Annotated in this window: 18 protein-coding genes; 2 read left to right on the top strand and 16 right to left on the bottom strand. The window is 64.3% G+C overall.

Annotated features, from left to right (window positions below; genetic code table 11):
* Positions 1-55: 55 nt before the first annotated feature.
* Entirely contained in the window at positions 56-361 is a 306-nt protein-coding gene (locus SH412_RS25405; protein ID WP_336520839.1) for a hypothetical protein, read from the bottom strand.
* On the opposite strand from SH412_RS25405, the gene SH412_RS25400 reads away from it, so the two are divergent.
* On the top strand, positions 360-923 hold the full coding sequence (locus tag SH412_RS25400) for a hypothetical protein (RefSeq protein WP_336520838.1): 564 nt from the start codon (positions 360-362) through the stop codon (positions 921-923). The two genes, SH412_RS25405 and SH412_RS25400, sit on opposite strands and share 2 nt — an antisense overlap.
* Positions 924-1,430: 507 nt before the next feature.
* Here the strand turns inward: SH412_RS25400 and metW are convergent.
* The 11 genes from metW to SH412_RS25345 form a co-directional block, all read right to left on the bottom strand.
* The gene (metW, locus tag SH412_RS25395) at positions 1,431-2,084 is read right to left on the bottom strand and encodes a methionine biosynthesis protein MetW (protein WP_336520837.1); all 654 of its coding nucleotides are present in this window, start codon (positions 2,082-2,084) and stop codon (positions 1,431-1,433) included.
* Between the two features lie 81 nt (positions 2,085-2,165).
* Positions 2,166-3,374, bottom strand: coding sequence for a homoserine O-acetyltransferase MetX (gene metX, locus SH412_RS25390; RefSeq protein WP_336520836.1), 1,209 nt, complete (start codon positions 3,372-3,374; stop codon positions 2,166-2,168).
* 558 nt (positions 3,375-3,932) lie between these two features.
* Positions 3,933-4,853: an ABC transporter ATP-binding protein gene (locus tag SH412_RS25385; protein ID WP_336520835.1), complete on the bottom strand. Its 921-nt coding sequence runs from the start codon at positions 4,851-4,853 to the stop codon at positions 3,933-3,935.
* Between the two features lie 195 nt (positions 4,854-5,048).
* Positions 5,049-5,417, bottom strand: a complete 369-nt coding sequence (locus tag SH412_RS25380; RefSeq protein ID WP_336520834.1) for a cytochrome C oxidase subunit IV family protein — start codon at positions 5,415-5,417, stop codon at positions 5,049-5,051.
* A 37-nt stretch (positions 5,418-5,454) separates the two neighbouring features.
* A complete protein-coding gene (locus SH412_RS25375) occupies positions 5,455-6,453 on the bottom strand; it encodes a cytochrome c oxidase subunit 3 (protein WP_336520833.1) in 999 nt (332 codons plus the stop codon).
* Between the two features lie 40 nt (positions 6,454-6,493).
* The gene (cyoE, locus tag SH412_RS25370; RefSeq protein WP_336520832.1) at positions 6,494-7,444 is read right to left on the bottom strand and encodes a heme o synthase; all 951 of its coding nucleotides are present in this window, start codon (positions 7,442-7,444) and stop codon (positions 6,494-6,496) included.
* The gene (locus SH412_RS25365; RefSeq protein ID WP_336520831.1) at positions 7,441-8,403 is read right to left on the bottom strand and encodes a COX15/CtaA family protein; all 963 of its coding nucleotides are present in this window, start codon (positions 8,401-8,403) and stop codon (positions 7,441-7,443) included. The genes cyoE and SH412_RS25365 overlap by 4 nt, the downstream gene beginning before the upstream one ends.
* A 41-nt stretch (positions 8,404-8,444) precedes the next feature.
* Positions 8,445-10,253, bottom strand: a complete 1,809-nt coding sequence (locus SH412_RS25360) for a cytochrome c oxidase subunit I (RefSeq protein ID WP_336520830.1) — start codon at positions 10,251-10,253, stop codon at positions 8,445-8,447.
* A 43-nt stretch (positions 10,254-10,296) separates the two neighbouring features.
* Positions 10,297-11,127 carry a cytochrome c oxidase subunit II gene (coxB, locus tag SH412_RS25355; RefSeq protein WP_336520829.1) on the bottom strand — a complete coding sequence of 277 codons (831 nt, stop codon included), beginning with the start codon at positions 11,125-11,127 and terminating at the stop codon, positions 10,297-10,299.
* A gap of 64 nt (positions 11,128-11,191) precedes the next feature.
* Positions 11,192-12,691 (bottom strand): c-type cytochrome, encoded by a 1,500-nt coding sequence (locus tag SH412_RS25350; protein WP_336520828.1) that lies wholly within the window; start codon positions 12,689-12,691, stop codon positions 11,192-11,194.
* A gap of 127 nt (positions 12,692-12,818) precedes the next feature.
* The gene (locus SH412_RS25345) at positions 12,819-13,019 is read right to left on the bottom strand and encodes a hypothetical protein (protein ID WP_336520827.1); all 201 of its coding nucleotides are present in this window, start codon (positions 13,017-13,019) and stop codon (positions 12,819-12,821) included.
* 478 nt (positions 13,020-13,497) lie between these two features.
* On the opposite strand from SH412_RS25345, the gene SH412_RS25340 reads away from it, so the two are divergent.
* Positions 13,498-14,502, top strand: coding sequence for a DUF4392 domain-containing protein (locus SH412_RS25340; RefSeq protein WP_336520826.1), 1,005 nt, complete (start codon positions 13,498-13,500; stop codon positions 14,500-14,502).
* Between the two features lie 126 nt (positions 14,503-14,628).
* Here SH412_RS25340 and SH412_RS25335 read toward each other — a convergent pair whose 3' ends face one another.
* The 4 genes from SH412_RS25335 to SH412_RS25320 form a co-directional block, all read right to left on the bottom strand.
* A complete protein-coding gene (locus SH412_RS25335; RefSeq protein ID WP_336520825.1) occupies positions 14,629-15,069 on the bottom strand; it encodes a transthyretin-like family protein in 441 nt (146 codons plus the stop codon).
* Between the two features lie 192 nt (positions 15,070-15,261).
* Complete coding sequence (locus SH412_RS25330; RefSeq protein WP_336520824.1) at positions 15,262-16,230, bottom strand: DUF1559 domain-containing protein; 969 nt, start codon at positions 16,228-16,230, stop codon at positions 15,262-15,264.
* A gap of 239 nt (positions 16,231-16,469) precedes the next feature.
* Positions 16,470-16,946, bottom strand: coding sequence for a hypothetical protein (locus SH412_RS25325; protein WP_336520823.1), 477 nt, complete (start codon positions 16,944-16,946; stop codon positions 16,470-16,472).
* 37 nt (positions 16,947-16,983) lie between these two features.
* Positions 16,984-17,952, bottom strand: coding sequence for a DUF1559 domain-containing protein (locus SH412_RS25320; RefSeq protein ID WP_336520822.1), 969 nt, complete (start codon positions 17,950-17,952; stop codon positions 16,984-16,986).
* Positions 17,953-18,094: the final 142 nt, after the last annotated feature.

Genomic DNA, 18,094 nt, shown 5'->3' with positions numbered 1-18,094 from the left:
CGTAGGGATGAGTCAAAATCTGCGGGTTGTAGCGGAAGTGAGGCGGCAGATGGGATCATCCGTCCCGCGCTCCGCTCGGGATCGGCAAAGTCTGCCGGTTCCAAGCTGTCCGAAATGCCAGCGTGTTGTCGTCGGGAGCCTGAAAGTCGTCAACGACGACTGCGGCCCAGGCGGCCGTAGCGGCCGACAAGAAATTCGAAGTCGCCCGATCAGCGGCAAGAACTGCCTGAGCGAAATTCCACGCCCGCTGCCAGAAGGGGGTGACTACGGCGGCCGGCGGCCGGTAGCGTAGGTCGTTGCGGGCGATTCCATCGGACGCCCGATCGATTCCGCCGTGGAAATTTCCCTGGAGCAGCAGCATGACTGGCAAACGAATCGGACTGACGACGGTGCTCTGTCTGGCAGTCTTCGGTCTGGCGGAGGTGGCTCGGGGGGATCTGGATTCCGGACCGACGGTGGGGGAAGGGGTTCCGAAGCTGAAGGTCACGATGGTGACCGGCGACCAGGCGGGACAGGAGGTGGATGCGACCGAGGTCCGCGGCGAGAAGCCGACTGTTTATCTGTTCGTCCCGGCGGACCGGTTTGATCGGAGCGTCGCCGGGTATCTGAAGAAGATTGACGAAGCTCTCGGCAAGGAGGGGAAGGAGAGTGGTGCGGTCGTCATCTGGTACTCGGACACGCCGGAGGCGACGCGGGATTATCTGACCCGCGTGCAGATGTCGCTGAAGTTTGCCCATTCCGCGGTGGGGGTGTTTCCCAGTCTGGCGACGCCGCCGGACGGCTGGGTGCTGCACCAGCGGGCCGTGATGACGGCGGTGGTGGTGCGCGGCAGGAAGGTCCGGGCGAAGTTCGGCTATGGATCGGTGAATGCGACGGTGGCGTCCGAGGTTGTGGACGCGTTGAAGAAGTCACTGGCGGAGTGAGAGCGATTGCAGAATGCTAATCGCCAAACGGACGGCAGGTCTGGTTCTGCGCCGATCGGACGGTGCGGATGAGTCGGGTTGGCGAATCAGAACCAAGGCGGAGACCTGGACCCGAACGTGGATGAGCGAGCGCCACTCTACGCCGATAAGTCTTTCTGTAGCCGCGGCCCAATTCACGACTTGGGGAAAGTGGCTGAAAACCGGAGATTTCAGAACTCGACGGTTCTCGACGAGGATGGAACCTCGGCGAATTTGTGGTCGTTTCCACCGCTTTGCAAGCTCTTCGCAAACGCAGTTTCGTCGACAATCCCAGAAGTTATGCGTGCGAGAATCAAGAGCTGGGAAAGGGGTTAACGGCGTCGAGCGCCACGGCTGTTTCCTCTGTGCGCGCGATCCAAAACCCCTGAATCAAAGGGCGGCTGGGGGTTCGCGTCTTCGAGCCCCCAGCTTCTCACGCGTTGACCGGGGGCGGCCCTGAGCGGCCGACGCCGGGCAGCGCCTGCGGCGTCAGGGCGAATTCGCGGCCACAGCGGGGGCCTCTGCGGACTCGATCACGTACAGCGCGTTGTCTGCCCGCAGGTTCGCGAGTCGGGCGTTGGGGACTGCGGTCCCTCGAATAATCGGGACCTCGTCGATCACGCGGACCCGCAGATTCTGCAGCAGGTCGCGGAAGTCGAGCATCGAGAGCAGGTGCAGGTTCGGCGTGTTGTACCAGTCGTACGGCAGCGACTGGGTCACCGGTGCGCGCCCCGTCAGCAGGAGCTGCAGGCGGACCCGCCAGTGGCCGAAGTTGGGGACGACCACCACCGCCCGGCGGGCGACGCGCAGCATCCGCTGCAGCAGATCCTTGGGATGCAGCACCTGCTGCAGAGTCTGGCTCAGCACCACGTAGTCGAAGGCCTGGTCGCCGATCTCGGACAGGCCTTCGTCCAGGTCAGCCTGAATCACCGGCACGCCCTTGGAGATCGCCTCGACGACCTGCGGAAGATCGCGCTCGATGCCCTGAATCGATACGCCGTGCTCGTCGCGCAGCCGGCAGAGGAGCCGGCCGTCGCCGCAGCCCAGATCGAGGACCCGGCTGCCGCGTTCGATGTGCGCCATGATCAACCGGTCCATCAGCGCGGACTCAAGATCGGGCAGGCAGTAGCGGCGTTGGTTCATCGTGATGGACTGACTTACGAATGGAAACGGACCCTTGACGTCGACCTCAACCGGGCAAGCACTCGCTTCACTGCCTGCCCACTACCCGTGCTGATACGTCTGATCCAGAAACGGCACCAGCAGTTTTTCGAGCTGCTCGACTTCGATCAGAAACGAGTCGTGGCCGAAGACGCTTTCGAGTTCAAGATAGGTGGCATGCCGACGGGCGCTGACGAGCGCGTGGACGATCTCCCGGCTCTGCGACATCGGAAACAGCCAGTCGCTGTGGTAGGACGCGACAAAAAACCGGGCCTGGGTCCGTCCGAGAGCGTTCTCCAGCGAGCCGTACTTCGTCGCCAGGTCGAAGTAGTCCATGGCCCGAGTCAGATAGAGATAGCTGTTGGCGTCGAACCGCTCGACGAACCGCTGGCCCTGATAGTGCAGATAGCTCTCGATCTGGAACTCGGTCTCGCGCTGGAGCTGGTAGGCGAGCTGGTCGCTGTGCTGCAGTCGACGGCCGAACTTGTGCTCGATCGACAGTTCCGACAGGTAGGTGATGTGCGCCAGCATGCGGGCCAGCGCCAGCCCGAATCGCGGACCGTCCTCGCCGAATCGGCGAGAGCCGTCCGGGCCGCGCTCGGCCATGTAGTAGTCGCCGTTCTGAAAATTGGGATCGGCATAGATCGCCCGGCGACCGACGGCGTTAAAGGCGATCCCCTGGGCCGACAGGCGCGAGGCGGAAGCGAGGCAGATCGCCGATCGAACGGCTTTCGGATGGCGGGCGACCCATTCCAGGACCTGCATGCCGCCGAGGCTGCCGCCGATGACCGCCAGCAGAGTCTCGATCCCCAGGCTCTTCACCAGCGCCTGATGGACTTCGACGATATCCCCGACGGTCAGGAACGGGAAGCGGAGCCCGAACGGCTTGTCGGTTGCGGGGTCGATGGAGCTGGGGCCGGTCGTTCCCTGGCAGCCCCCCAGGACGTTGGCGCAGATCACGAAGTACCGGTCGGTATCGAGCGTCCTGCCGGGACCGACCAGGCTGTCCCACCAGCCGCTCTTCCTGCTGTCCGGCGAGTGCCGACCGGCGACGTGCGCGTCGCCGGTCAGGGCATGGCAGACGAAGATGGCGTTGTCCGCGCGGGGGGAGAGTTCGCCGTAGGTCTCGTAGGCGACGCGGATCGGACCCAGTCGTTCTCCGCTCTCCAGCACCAGGGGAGCGGGGGGTTGAAACAACTCGGCATATTGCGTCTGGACGATGCCGACGGAGCGGTCATCGGCGACAACAGGTTCCGCGATCTCGGAGGCCATACAGGCAGCACTCCGGCAGGATTGAGGAGGACTGGGCCGTCAGGGAAATGGACACGTTCTCCATCATAGTGACGGAGCGGGGGAAGTTCGAGTCGGCAACCCCCTCCTGGTTCGGGGGGGCAGTCGGCGGTTAGCATTTCGCCAAAGCCGACGTCCGGGCCGTTCTTCGCTGCGCCCGACCCGTAACTCGTGGATCGGTCCCGAACGATATCCGAGGAACCGCCGAGGGGCGAAGGAACCTGCGCCCCATCGCTCGACTCACCGGCCTGCCCCTCCGCCGCCCCATCCGGGGCGGTTGAGAGTGTCGGGCGTCGTTTTCCACGGGTTGCACTCCGTCCGCCTGGCGGCGGACTCCGTTTCACCCGTGGCTACAGCCCGTCGCCCGCTTCGGGGCTCAAGACGCAAGCGGACGGCATCCAGGTTCACGACGCTGGCCGTTCAACAATCAGCGGTTGCCCCCGCACCGAAATTCTCGGTCCGCGAAAGTTGCTCCGATCCTTCGAGTTCCGCCGCAACTGACGACTCACCGACAGCAAATCACCAAGAACCAACCACGAATCACCCCTCCCAGAACCGATGCCCCGTCCGCAGGATAAAGACGTCTTCCAGCGTCGGGCGGGCGAGGGAGATGGCGGTGATCTGCGCGGGAAAGGCGGCCACGAGATCCCGCAGCAGTTCGTGGGCCGCCAGGGCCTCGACGCGTAAAGCGTCCCCCAGGCGACGGGGTTCGAGAGAGAAGCGCTCCCGGATCTGAACCGCCAGTCCGTCCGGATCGGGAGTCTGAATCGTCAGGCAATCGCCGCCGACCGTCTGCCGCAGTTCGTCGGGGGTCCCCAGCGCGACAAGTTGACCCCGGTCGAGGATTCCCAGGGAGTCGGCGTGCTCGGCCTCTTCCATGAGGTGCGTCGTGACGAGGATCGTGGTTTTCGCCGAGGTTCGCAGCCCGGTCAGGTATCGCCACAGATCGTGCCGGGCGCCGGGATCGAGTCCGGTGCTCGGTTCGTCGAGGAGCAGAACCGCGGGCCGATTCAGCAGGCTCTTGGCGATCTCGACCCGCCGCTTGAGTCCGCCCGACAGCGCCCCCGCCAGATCGCGCCGCCGGTCGCTCAGGGCGAGCGCCTCCAGCAGCTCGTCGATCCGCCGGCTGAGTCCTGCTCCCGACAGACCGTAGAGATGCCCCTGGTGGACCAGGTTCTCCCGCACCGTCAGTTTGTTATCGAGACTCGGCGACTGAAACGTCACGCCAATCTGCCGCCGAACCTGCTCGGGCTGCCGGGCGACGTCGAGCCCGGCAATGGCGATCTGCCCGCTCTGCGGCGGCAGCAGCGTGGCCAGCAGCCGGAACAACGTCGTCTTGCCGCCGCCGTTTGGACCGAGTAGTCCGAAGATCTGCCCGGCGGAGACTTCAAACGACACTCCCGCCAGCGCCTGATGAGCACCGTACCGGAAGGCCACGTCTGACACGACAACGGCAGACATCCCTCTTGCAGGGTGGGCCGAGTTTTCGAGTCCCACCGCATCTCCTTCACGAGGAATCACGAACCGGGCAGCCCGGCCGCAAGAGGCCGCCGTCGGGCTCTCATCAAACCAGGACGCCCGCCACTGCGATGCCGCTCCAGCGGCGACCGCTTGACGCTGTGCGATCCGCCCACAGGGCCGGACCGCCCGAACTCCCTACGGATGATGTTCGGCGGCGGGCGGAGCCCCCTCGGCCTGCTGCCGCTCATATTCCTGGGTCTGCGGGACATCCTGGAGGTAGTAGTGCATGCCGATATCCGGCGCAAGGGCCAGCGGCAGCGAGATCGCCAGCACCATCGTCGGACCCAGCAACAGGTACTTCCAGGCCCGTTCGAACTTGAGATGCATGAAGAACAGCATCACGCACAGCGCCTTCGCCGTCGACACGGCCATCACGATCGCCACCAGGACGCGGTGGTCGGCGAGGTGCAGCAGATCGGAGACGACCGACACCGCCGTCAGCGCGCAGAGCGCCAGGAAGACGGTGAAGTAGGTCGCGGCATGAGAATCGTGGTCGTCGCTCATCGCGTCAGGCCGTTCGGGTAAGTGTCGCTGCAGATCGTCAAACGATGTAGATCAGCGGGAACAGGAAGATCCAGACCAGATCCACGAAGTGCCAGTAGAGGCCGATATTTTCGACGTAGTCGGCGCTGGAGGTGGTCAGCCGCCACGGACTGAGCACAACCGTGAGGAACAGGGCCAGGCCGATGACCACGTGAATCGCGTGCAGTCCGGTCATTAAAAAGTAGTTCGAGGCGAACAGATTGCCGTAGAGAATCGGCACGGCGGGGTGACAGTGTTTCAGGAGCGGTCCCAGTTCGGGATCCTGCTGCAGAGTCGCCAGCTTCTCGTTGACGTCTTTGAGTTCCAGCGGCGCCTGCGGTTTGGCGCCGGCATCGAGTCTGAGCTGATTGATCTCGTCGGCCGTTGCGGTCAGCGTGACGCCGTACCGGGCATGTTCGCGAAGGCCGTTCGTCTCCTGGTTGAGTCGTTTGACCGCGGTCAGGCGCGACTTCACGTCCTTCGAGACTTTTTCGTCGGCGAGCTTTTCGTCGAGAACCGCGAGCCGATCTTCCCGACGAATCTTCTCGGGGGCGATCTGCTGGAGCGAGCGAGTCACCACGGTATCGAGCTGGTTCACGACGTTGTCGATGGCCTGCCGGGGGGATTCGGGGATCTGGCCGGGGAGGATGCCGTGGTCGAACTTGCCTTTGTACTCGACGGACTTCACTCCCAGAAACACGCAGCCGAGCAGCAGCGCCAGAGTCAGAAAACCGCGGGCTTTTCCGCCCTGGTTCTTCAGGATCGCGTCGTGCGCGACGACGACGAAGTAGCTCGACACGATCAGCACGAACGTGTTGAAGCCGCCGAGCCAGATATTGATGTGCGTCACATGCACGTCGGTGGGCCAGCCGGGGGAGCCCAGCCGGGTGACGATGAACGTGCCGATGAACGCGGTGAAGAACATGATTTCGGTGCCGAGAAAGAGCCACATGCCGAGCTTCCCGTTGGGAATCGGCAGGCCCATGCGTGGCACGTTCGTCGTGGCGGGGGCGGTCATCGGCGGAGAATCCGTGAGGCGACGAAGTCAACTTCGAGAACTAGAACGTCTGCAGCGACCAGTCCAGCAACTGGAAATGGTCGACCGTCAAAGCCACAAGCAGGAGCGGCAGATACACGAGCGAAACCAGAATCACGCCGCGAGCGGTCTGCGGCGTCTCATTCCACGCAAAGCGGATCGCGGACATGAGGTACATCGTACCGAGCAGGATCGCGGCGGCGGCGTAGGCGCGTCCGGCCAGGCCCAGCGAGGCCGGCCAGAGCGAAACTGCGAGGAGACAGAGCGCATAGCCGACCGCCATCAGGCCGGTGATTCGCGGCCAGGGTCGCACCGCGGGGAGCATTCGCAGTCCCGCGGCGGCATAGTCGTCCTGGTACTTCCAGGCGATCGCGAGAAAGTGCGGGAACTGCCAGAGGAACAGGATTGCGAACAGCGACAGCGCCTCGGCGTTCAGGGCGCCTCCCGCCGCCGTCCAGCCCAGCACCGGCGGCAGAGCGCCGGGAACGGCGCCGATGGCGGTGCAGAGCGACGTGTATCGTTTGAGGGGCGTATAGACACCGGCGTAAAGGACCATGGTCAGCAGCGTCAGCAGCGCCGTCAGCGGGCGGACGTTGGCCCACAGGTAGGCGGTCCCCAGGACGCCGCACGCCAGGCCGAACAGCAGCACTTCGGCGGCGTGGAGTCGACCGGCGGGGATCGGACGATCGATCGTCCGTTGCATCAGGCCGTCGGTTTTCTGCTCGAACCACTGGTTGAGGGCGGACGATCCCGCCGCGACGATCGTGATCCCGATGCAGGCGTGGACCAGCGGCGCGAGCTGCCAGACCCCTTGGCTGCCGAGGAGATAGCCGACGGTGACGGTCACCAGGACCATCAGCGAGATCCGCGGCTTGCTCATTTCCAGGTAGTCGGCAAGCCGGGCCAGCACGAGGGACGTCCAGGTGATTTGTCCGACGGGGGGACAGGTCGAAATTGGAGTGGAAGTGCTCATGACGCGGCCCCCATCAGAGGACCGGTTGTCGGAGAGGTCGTCCGGGCGACCACTGCTGAATCGCGAGATCTGACGCGCAGCACGCGCACCACCATGAGGACCGAGGCCATAAAGGTCAATGAGCCGACCACTTTGTGAACCGAGCGCGAGGCCGAGTTGAAGGACGTTTCCCGCAGCCCGACGATCCCCCATTCCGGAAAGCCGAAGTGATAACGCCAGGTGAGCAGTCCCAGGGCGGTCTGCACCGCCATAAGGGTCAGCAGCAGCACGGCCCACCGGCTGAGATAGACGTTTCCGGATCGCTGCGTCAGCACCACCAGGGCCAGGCCGCAGACCAGCACGACGATCGCAAACCACGGATGGACCAGCCACGCGAACGGCAGAAACAGATGCCGCAGCAGTCCGCCCAGCAGGTACTGAGCAAAGAGCGTCAGGACCGTGACCACCGACAGCGCCAGGAGTCCGCCTCCCTGCCCCGGCGGCAGCAGCGGCCGGTTGCGGAGCCACTTCTTGCCGGTGACCATGACGAGCGTTCCCATTACGGCGAAGACCAGCGCCGCGAGCGTGCCGTGCAGCATGGCCAGCAGTCGTTCGTCGGCCAGGACCCGCCAGCCCCCGAGCAGTCCCTGTCCGACCACCCCCAGCAGGACCAGCCCGCCGACCGCCTGGACCCAGCCCCGGCGTTCCTGGGCGAGAACCAGCCCGGTCAGAATCAGGGTGACAAAGCCGACGAGCATTCCGGCGAGCCGGTGACTGTGCTCCCAGAACTCGTCGCGTCCCGCTTTGTGCAGCGGATACTCGAGCATGCCGACGCCGTTGGAGGTCGGCCAGTCGGCGAAGGCCATGCCGGCGTCGATCGTGGTGACCATCGCTCCGACGCTGATGGGCAGCAGCGTCAGCAGCACGGTCACCCAGGCGACGGCGTGCAGCCACGGGCGATAGAGGTTGTCATTTAACATGGCTTAACCGGGTCCGGCGCGGGTTGCGCCGGCCTGAAACGTCAATGAGCGTCGACCTGCCGGCGCTGCGCCAGCGGCACGTATTCCGTCTGAGGAAGGTAGTCTTTGTCTCCCGACAACGGCGAACTGTATTCGTAAGGTCCGTGGTACACGATCGGCGGCACGTCGAAGTTGCCGTGCGGCGGCGGCGACGGGGCGAACCATTCCAGCGAATTGGCATGCCACGGATTCCGCCCCGCTTTCGGCCCGAAGAACATGCTCAGGAAAAAGTTCCCGATCAGCAGAATCTGGGCCGATCCCATCAGCATCGCCGCGTACGTCATGAACTGATTCATCGGCCCCAGGTGTTCCAGGTAGGGGAGATGCAGGTAGTCGGCATAGCGCCGGGGCATTCCCGCGATCCCCAGCAGGTGCATGGGGAAGAACGTCAGATTGAAGCCGATGAACGTCAGCACGAAGTGGCACTTGGCGACGGTGTCGTTCATCATCCTGCCGAAGAATTTCGGGAACCAGAACTGAATCGCCGCGAACACTCCGAACAGCGTCGAGCCGAAGAGAATGTAGTGGAAGTGAGCGACGATGAAGTAGGTGTCGTGGATGTAGACGTCGACGGGGACCGCGGCCATGAAGATGCCGCTGAGGCCGCCGATGACGAACATCGACACGAAGGCCACGCAGTTGAGGAGTACGGCGTTGAACTGCAGCCGGCCGCCCCACATGGTGCCGATCCAGTTGAACGTCTTAATCGCGGAGGGGAGGGCGATCATGATGGTGGCGACCATGAACGTCATGCCGAGGGCGGGGTTCATGCCGCTGGCGTACATGTGGTGGCCCCAGACGATGAAGCCCAGCCCGGCGATGGTCGCCATCGAGAAGACCATCGGCTTGTAGCCGAAGATCGGCTTGCGGCACATGCAGGCGAGCATGTCGGAGACCATGCCCATTGCGGGGAGGAGCATGATGTAGACGGCGGGGTGCGAGTAGAACCAGAACAGGTGCTGCCAGAGCAGGGGCTGACCGCCGCCGACGGTCGGGGCGGCGTTGTTGACGATGACCCCGGCGGGGATAAAGAAGCAGGTTCCCAGCAGGCGGTCGGAGAGCTGCATCAGTCCCGCCGACGTCAACACCGGCAGCGCGAACGCCTGGAGGATGGCGGTGATCAGCATGGCCCAGATCGTCAGCGGCATGCGGAACAGCGTCATGCCGGGGGCGCGCATGTTGATGATGGTCGTGATGTAGTTGATCGAGCCCATCATCGACGACACGCCGACAAAGGTGACGCCGAAGAGCCACCAGGTCTGGGCGTCGCGGGAACCGGGGGCGGCATCCCTTAACACGGAGAGGAGCGGATAGGAGGTCCAGCCGGCGGCGGCGCCGCCGTCGATCACCGTGGCCATGCCGAAGCAGACGATGGCCGGCAGGAAGAACCAGTAGCTCAGCATATTGAGCTTGGGGAAGGCCATGTCGGGCGCGCCGATCTGCAGCGGGATCAGCAGGTTGCCGAAGGCGCCTCCCAGGATCGGGATCACGACGAGGAAGGTCATCACCGAAGCGTGCATCGTGAAGAGCATGGTGTAGGCTTCGGGGGAGATCTGGCCCCCTTCGCCGGGGAAGAGCTTGTCGCCGTAGAACGGCATCCGCTCCCAGGGCCAGGCGAGCTGCCAGCGGACGCCCAGCGCGAAGAGTCCCCCGACCAGCATCATGAGCAGGGTGGTCATGAGGAACTGGATGCCGATCATCTTGTGATCGGTCGAAAAGAGATACGTCCGCACGAAGCCGAGTTCGTGGTGTCCGTGCCCCGCGTGCCCGTGCGGGCTGGCGTGATCGAGACTGGGATTGAGTGTGCTCACCGGCGAAACCTCGCGATGGTCAGCCTCTGCATGAGGCAGAGGATTATTCGGCTGTGTTCGGGGTCTGGTTGCTGTCCGGTGCTGCGGCCGTCACACCGTCGGTGAACTGCTCGACCGCGATCTGTTTCTTCCAGGCCTGAAACTCGTCTTCGGGCATGGCCAGGACGCGGGCTTTCATTTTGTAGTGTCCCCAGCCGCACAGTTCCGCGCAGACCAGGTCGTATTCCCCGGCTTTCGTCACGTGAAACCAGACCGGAATGACTTTGCCGGGCACGGCGTCCTGCTTGATCCGCAGATGCGGCACGAAAAACGAATGCTGGACGTCTTCGGTCCGGAGATTGATCGAGACCGACCGGCCGACGGGGACGCGCAGATCGTTGACGGTATGGACGTCGTCGGGCTGCGGGCGCAGTCCCAGCGGCTTCCCGGCCTGCGGGTAGCGGATCCGCCACTCGAACTGACGGGCGGTCACTTCCGCCACGACTTCGTTCGCTTTGGGAATCATGGTCTTGATGCGGTATTCGGCCCAGACGTCCATCTGATAGATCGCCAGGAAGAGCAGGATCGCCGCGGGGATGATCGTCCAGATGACTTCGAGCGTCGGATTGCCGTGCGAGAACTGGGCGGGCCTGCCGGTCGTGGCCGCCTCGGCCCCCTTCCAGAGGACGTAGCCCAGGGCGAGCTGAGTGCCGATGAAGACGACCACGACAATCCACAGGATCAGCATGAACAGGCTGTCGATCTTCACGCCGATCGTCGTGTAGGCCCGACCGTCGCCGGGAAAGCCGACGCCCAGCAGCGGCCCCGCGAACGTCGCGGCGAGCGCCGCGAGCGCGGTCAGCATGAAGAAGAGTGCCCAGAGTTTTCCGCCCACGTTCCGGCTCCCCTGCCGATCTGCTGTCTGGCTGTCCGCTCAATCGCGCGGAGGTGGTGGTGATTCAGTTGGAGGTCCGAGGCGCGGTCGCCGCCGTCTGCTGAGCCGGGACCGCACTGGAGGGTGCGCTGGATTCGTAAGGCAGGCTCATCACGTAATTGACGACGTCCCAGATCTGATCGTCCTTCAGCGCCGTGCCGAAGCCGGCCATCTGCGTCCCCTTGATCCCGGCGTGAATCCGTCGGTAGAGATCGAGCGGACGTCGTCCGCCGCGGTAGACGCCCCGGGTCAGATCGCGCGGCTGCTGGGGATTGCCCCAGACGTCGTGCAGACCGGGTTGTGCATACTTTTCGTCGGCGCCCGGCTTCGGCCAGTAGTCGAGAGTCGCCGGTCCGTCGCCCCGACCCTGCGGACCGTGGCAGGTGTAGCACTTGGTGGAATCGGAGAGAAACAGCATCCGTCCGCGCTCGCGGGAGGCCGCATCGTCGGCGACCCGCGCCGAGTGGGGCAGCACGGCGGCATCCGGTTCGTCGGCAGCCGTCCAGGCGTCCTTGATGAAGTCGGCCCCGTCTTCCAGTTCGGTTTTGAAATCCTCGGCGAGGAAGTCGGCGAAATCGTCGGTCGCCTTTTTCGTCAGTTGTTCGAGCGTTTTCGGCGGATCGGGATTCTCGCCCGCCTTCTTCTCCGCTTCGTAGTCCGCCAGTTTTTCGTCGTAGGTCTTCTGCACTTCCGACAGGGCGTAATCGGATTTGAGGATGTCTCCCAGCCGCTTCTCCAGTTCGCCGCGCATGGAGAGGTACAGGATGTACTCGATGACGGCGTCCGTCTCTTCGTCCTTCATCAGCAGGAACGACGGCATGTAGGTGCCGGGAATTCCCTCGCGAATCATTCGCTTGAGATCTTCGCGACTGGCCCGGGCCGGGGTGGCGGTCGACGTGAATTTCATGACGCCGTTGCGATAGTCGCGCGGGCGGGGATTCAAGTATTTTGCGGTCGGCCCCTCGCCGTCGCCGCTGGCGCCGTGGCAGTGGCCGCAGTTCTTGGCGTAAACGACGCGCCCGACCTGCAGCGTGTGCCCGAAGTTGAGGGCGACGCGATCGCCGACGGCCGGTGCGGGATCGGCCGCGCTCAGCGTCAGCAGCCGCTTTTCAGGATCGTAGGCGGCGACGGTATCGCCCGCTCCGACTTTCCCCGAGCGAACGCCGGAACCGGGCCAGACGACCGGCGAGCCGGGGGCCGACTGGGCGGGCGTCGGAGCGTGCCCCTCGTCCCATTGAACGACGACGTTGGGGCCATCGACCGACTCGACTTGTCCGACGGCGCCGCCGAACTTGAGGGGGAGTCGTTCCCAGGCGACGGCGGCGGTGGGGGTTCCAAAGTAGGTGAGCAGCGAGCTTTCGACCGCGGCGCGAGCTTCCGGAATCAAGTCGCGCGTCGTTTCGCGGATTGCAAACTCCTGCTGCGGCGCTTCGGTACAACCGCCGATCAGCCCGGTCAGCAGGCACGCGGCCCAGCACCCGGAGCGGCAGAGATTTCGATGACCTGACTCAGGCCGACGCATCATGGGAGTTCTGCTCAACGCGGTTCGCAATCAGGAGAGCTGGATCCGTCAGCGGCCATCCTGCCTCGAAAGTTCAAGACTCGTTCGTCTCGCCCGGCCGCTCCAGCCAGGCGTGCAGTTCAGGATTCTCTTATTCTTCGTTCTCGGCGGCCGGGGCTGCCGATGCGTCCCCCGCAGGTTTCGGGGCCGGCATTTCTTCGACGGCCTCCGGTCGGAAGGTCACGGTGGGGACGGTCGCCCCGCCGCCGCCGCAGCCGGCGCAAAGCAGCAGCAGCCCCGCCAGCATGGAAATCCGGCCCGGTCTCACCGGAGTCGCTACTGACGAATACATGCCGGACTCCCCACTCGACGGGACAGGGCAGGAAAGCGTAAGTTCAATTCGCCGAAGGGGTTGCCAACAGGCGGGACGGAGCGGCAGGCAGTTCCCGGGGACCGTCGTCCAACGAGGACCGGGCGGCGAGGACGTTCCGCCAGAATCCCTTTCCGGGACAGGCGTCGCAGCTTCGCACAGGGCATTCTGGCGACGTGGAGAAAGCGTGACAACCTTGTCCTGAATTCCCTCGGGAGATTTCTCAGAAGCGGGAGACGTCCGAAAGTCGCTTCTCGCCGCCTGACAACCCTCGATATTATCAGGACTTACGAAGATTCAAGCCGCGGCGCATCCTGCAGAACCCGCAAGGTCAGGGTGGCCGGCGCCGGAACGTCCGCAAGCCCCGGTCCGGGGATTTCCGGGGCTTCGCGAAGACGCTCCAGCCCCGGCCACCCGGCCGCACCAGTTTGCTCAGACTTCTCCCGACGAGGAACCTGTCGTGTCCGACCCGCGGCTTGCCGAACTGGAACGCCTGATCCGCCGGGATCCCGGACGACGGGGGCTGATTTCCGCCGAGGAAACCCTACCGCCCCTCTGTCCGGGGCATCTGGCCGGAGCGACCGAGGCGTTGTTGAACAGTGAGGGGCCGGTCTGGATCGTCACCGGTTTTTACATTCCCGCCGCGAACCCTCCCGCGGCGGAAACCGATGGTCCGCCGGGAGCGGCCTTTCTGGCGGCGATCCTGCAGCAGCTCGGGCGACCGGTCCGCGTGGTCACTGACGATCATTGTCGGCCGGTCGTGGCAGGGGCGTTGCGCGCCGCGGACCTCGATCCCTCCCTGCTCCTGAGCTGCCCCGTCGATCCCGCCGAGGGAACGGAGTGGTGCCGCGATCAATTCGCGGATTCGCCGCCGGGGCTGCTGCTGGCGATCGAGCGGGTCGGGCCGAGCCATACCCTCGACTCGTTGTCCGGCCAGCCCCGCAGCGGCCTGGCCCCGAGGAACGATTTTCAGGCGCGCGTCCCGGCTGAGACATGGGACCATTGCCACAACATGCGCGGCGTCTGCATCGATGCCCACACTGCGCCGCTGCATCGCCTGTTCGAAGCCGCGTCGGAGCGCGGGGCGCCGACGATCGGCATCGGCGACGGAGGGAATGAGATCGGAATGGGCACAGTCCCCTGGGAAGAGCTGGTCGCCCGACTGGCGGGTGAACACTCGGCGCGGATTCCCTGCCGGATCGCCACCGACTGGACGGTTCTGGCGGGGGTCAGCAACTGGGGAGGCTTCGCGCTGGCGGCGGCGGCGGCCGTGCTGGCCGGTCGGCCCGAGATCCTGCGGGGCTGGACCGCGGAGCGGCATTACGCCGCCCTGCAGCAGCTCGTGTCAGACACCGGGGCCGTCGACGGCGTGACACGGATGCCCGAAGCCACCGTCGATGGCCTGCCGTTCGAGACTTACATCCAGCCGTGGGAGGGGATGCGGCGGGTGCTGGGGTTTGCGTGAGACACTGGCGAGTGTCGATCCGAAGACCGGGGCATCGCGAAGACGCTCCTGTCCCGGCCACCCCGCCGGAAGGGACTGGCCGGGCCGTGGATCAGTGATCCCCGCACGACTCAAGGTCGCGGGACCTCAGCTCTTGAGATCGAAGTCAAAGACGTTCTCGCCGGGTCTCACCTCCGCTTTCAGCTCCGTCTCCGTGTTATAGCGCGCGGGGATCTCCTTCTTTCCGGAGTCGTCCGGCGTCTGCGCGACATCGTCGCCTTCCATTTCGGCGCCTTCGTCTTCCCCTTCGCCGTAGCCGATTTCCACCCGACAAGGCCCGACTTTGCACCCCGGCGTCTTCGGCATGTACATCAACTGGAAGTCGCCATTCTCGTCGGTCTTTCCAATCGCCGGACGGCCCTTGTCGGGCTGGAAGGTGACAGAGACTCCGGCCACCGGCTGGTTGTCCAGCATGACGGACCCCGTCACCAGCCCTAGAGCCGGTCGATCACTACCCCCGCAGCCCGATTGAGCCAGGGAGAGAATCGACATCGCCGCGATCAGAAATCCGCTTCGTACCTGCTTCATCGTGGGAACCTGCGCTTTCCTGGAATCTTGAAACATCGACGAGCAAGCCGGACCGCGAACGTCGGTCCGGCTTGCTCATCGACGTGATTTGCCCGAGTGTGAGCCGAGCTCGTCGCTTGAGAAGTCCCGCTGGCGCCATGCGCCGAACGCCTCCATTCCCATTCAGGGGAGGCACTCTGCGACAACGCGATCTTAGAACTCGCCGATGGTTTCTCCGCCCGCGCGGGTGCTGAGGGCCTGGTAGGTCGGCATGTGGATGTTTTCCGAGAGAAACCGGACGCTCCCGTCGCTCAGCAGGAAATGGGCTCCGCCGACGTGATGGCTGCCGGCCGCTTCCTCCGTGTATTGATTGATCGGGTCATTGCCCTCCGCGGCAATCAGGTACTCACTCATTTCCGTGGGCGGATTGCTGTCGGCGCCTCCGGAAAACCCATGCTTGCGGTCGCTGCCCCCGCCGCCCAGATTCGCGGCGTCTCCGCCGGAGTCGATCACTTCGCTGACGGCGATCGTGTTGGAGAGCCCGTCCGTGACATCGCGAAAACGAACGCTGCTGCTGATGAAGAACATCCCGTTGGCGTTCATGCATCCGCCGGGGGCTCGCATTCCGGCGGCATTGGTCACCGAGCCGCCATAGCAGTCGTCTCCGTTGTAGCCGATGAGGGTCCCCATGTTGCCGTTGTAGTTGGACGGGGAATAACCGTTCTTCTGAACTCCCCCGGTCGTATCCGGTTGCGAGGGGCACCAGAACACCGACATCACGGTCCGACCGACCAGCGCCTGCTTCGGATCAGTGGTTCCACCGAGCTCCGCACCCATGCCGCCCGAATTCGGCCCCTGAATCTCGTTGTACATCGGAGCCTGATCGAGATAGGGCAGGATGCTGGCGTGCCACGTCCAGCCGTGACCGTTGTACGTGGTGCCGGCGGCATTCAGGAGCACGATGCTGCCCGAGGGGATCGCCTGAAAGGTGTCGTGGTAGTTGTGCAGCGCCAGCCCGATCTGCTTCAGGCTGTTCTTGCACTGCGTGCGTCGGGCGGCCTCGCGGGCCTGCTGGACGGCGGGGAGCAGCAGGGCGATCAGGATGGCGATGATCGCGATCACCACCAGGAGTTCGATCAGGGTGAAGCCTCGCCGGGGTGAGCGAGACGATTGAGACGGCATGGGTGAAAGCTCCAGCAAGCGACGGAAGACACAACCCGGCGACAATCGCCGCCGAACAACACCGCGACGATAGAGACGGATTGTGTAGAAGCGATGCAGAGCCGATGAATTCGTCTTCACAATCTTCGCATATGAAGATTGCCATGCATTGATGTGTGCGGCGACTGCTGCCTGCCGTTCAGGGCCAGAACGCGTGCGGCAGGGCGGCAGAGGGCTCGCGCGGCGCGCCTCGGGTCACCTCACCGCTTCAGATCGAAGTTAAACACGTTCTCACCGGGCTTGACATCCGCTTCCAGCTCGGACTCAGCGTTATAGCGGGCCGGAATGTCTTTTTGCCCGGTGTCGCCCGGCGTCTGTACGGCGTCGTCCCCTTCCGTTTCGACGCCCTCGTCTTCTTCTTCGGCGTAGCCGATCTCAACCCGGTTATGCCCGACCTTGCACCCTGGCGTCTTGCCGATGTAAATCAACTTGTAGTCGCCATTCTCATCGGTTGTTCCGGTCGCAGGACGGCCGTTGTCCGGCAGGAACGTCACCGCAATACCGCTCAAGGGCTCGTTATCCAGCATCACGGTCCCGGTGACCAACCCCAACTCCGGCTGATCGCCGACGCCGCCGCAACCCGACAGAGCCAGGAGCAGAATCGCCGCTGCAAGAATACTGCCGCTCGTCGTCTTCACTGCTGGAACCCGCACTTTCCTGAAACCGCTGAAACGCAATACAGATCCAGAGCACGCTCTCGGGGAAGGCGGACTCTCAGAACTCGCCGATGGTTTCTCCGCCGGCCCGGGTGCTGAGCGCCCGATAGGTCCCCATGTGGATGTTCTGCGAGAGAAACCGGACGCTCCCGTCGCTCAGCAGGAAGTGCGCGCCGCCCACGTGGTGGCTGCCGGCCGCCTCTTCCGTGTAGCGATTGATCGGGTCGTTGCTTTCCGCGGCGATGAGGTATTCGCTCATTTCCTCCGGAGGATTGCTGTCGGCGCCGCCGGAAAATCCGTGCTTGCGGTCGCTGCCCCCGCCCCCCAGCATGTTGGCGGCGCCGCCGGAATCGATGACTTCGCTCACCGAGATCGTGTTGGAGAGTCCGTCCGTGACGTCTCGAAAGCGAACATTGCTGCTGATGAAGAACATTCCGTTGGCGTTCATGCAACCGCCGGGAGCCCTCATTTCAGCGGCGGTGTTGATGGAACCGCCGTAACAGTTATCGCCGTTGTTACCGATGAGCGTCCCCATGTTGCCGTTGTAGTTGGATGGGGAGTATCCGCCCTTTTGAGGCCCCGCCGTCGGATCCGGCTGCGAGGGACACCAGAACACCGACATGACGGTCCGGCCGACCAGGGCCTGCTTCGGATCGGCGGTTCCGCCGAGCTCAGCCCCGAGGCCGCCCGAATTCGGGCCCTGAATCTGATTGTACATGGGAGCCTGATCGAGATAGGGGAGGATGCTGGCGTGCCAGGTCCAGCCGTGACCGTAGTACCGGTTGCCGGCGGCATTCAGGACCACAATGCTGCCCGAGGGGAGGGCCTGAAAGGTGTCGTGGTAATTATGCAGCGCCAGCCCGATCTGCTTCAGGTTGTTGCGGCATTGCGTCCGCCGGGCGGCCTCGCGGGCCTGCTGAACGGCGGGGAGCAGCAGGGCGATCAGAATCGCGATGATCGCGATCACGACCAGCAATTCAATCAGGGTGAATCCCCGAGGACGGCGGCGGGCGAAGTGGGTGGTCACGGAGCGACTCCAGATAGTGCAACGAATGAATTCCAGAAATCATTCCTGTCTTAGAATTCGGGCACGATACGCACCGATCATGAAGAATTGGCGAGGAACTGGCGAAAACGCATTCACACGGTGCGATTTGCAGGGGCAGTGG

The organism is Planctellipticum variicoloris (genome assembly GCF_030622045.1).
GTDB classification, from domain to species: domain Bacteria; phylum Planctomycetota; class Planctomycetia; order Planctomycetales; family Planctomycetaceae; genus Planctellipticum; species Planctellipticum variicoloris.
This window is presented reverse-complemented; position numbering and strand designations above follow the sequence as displayed.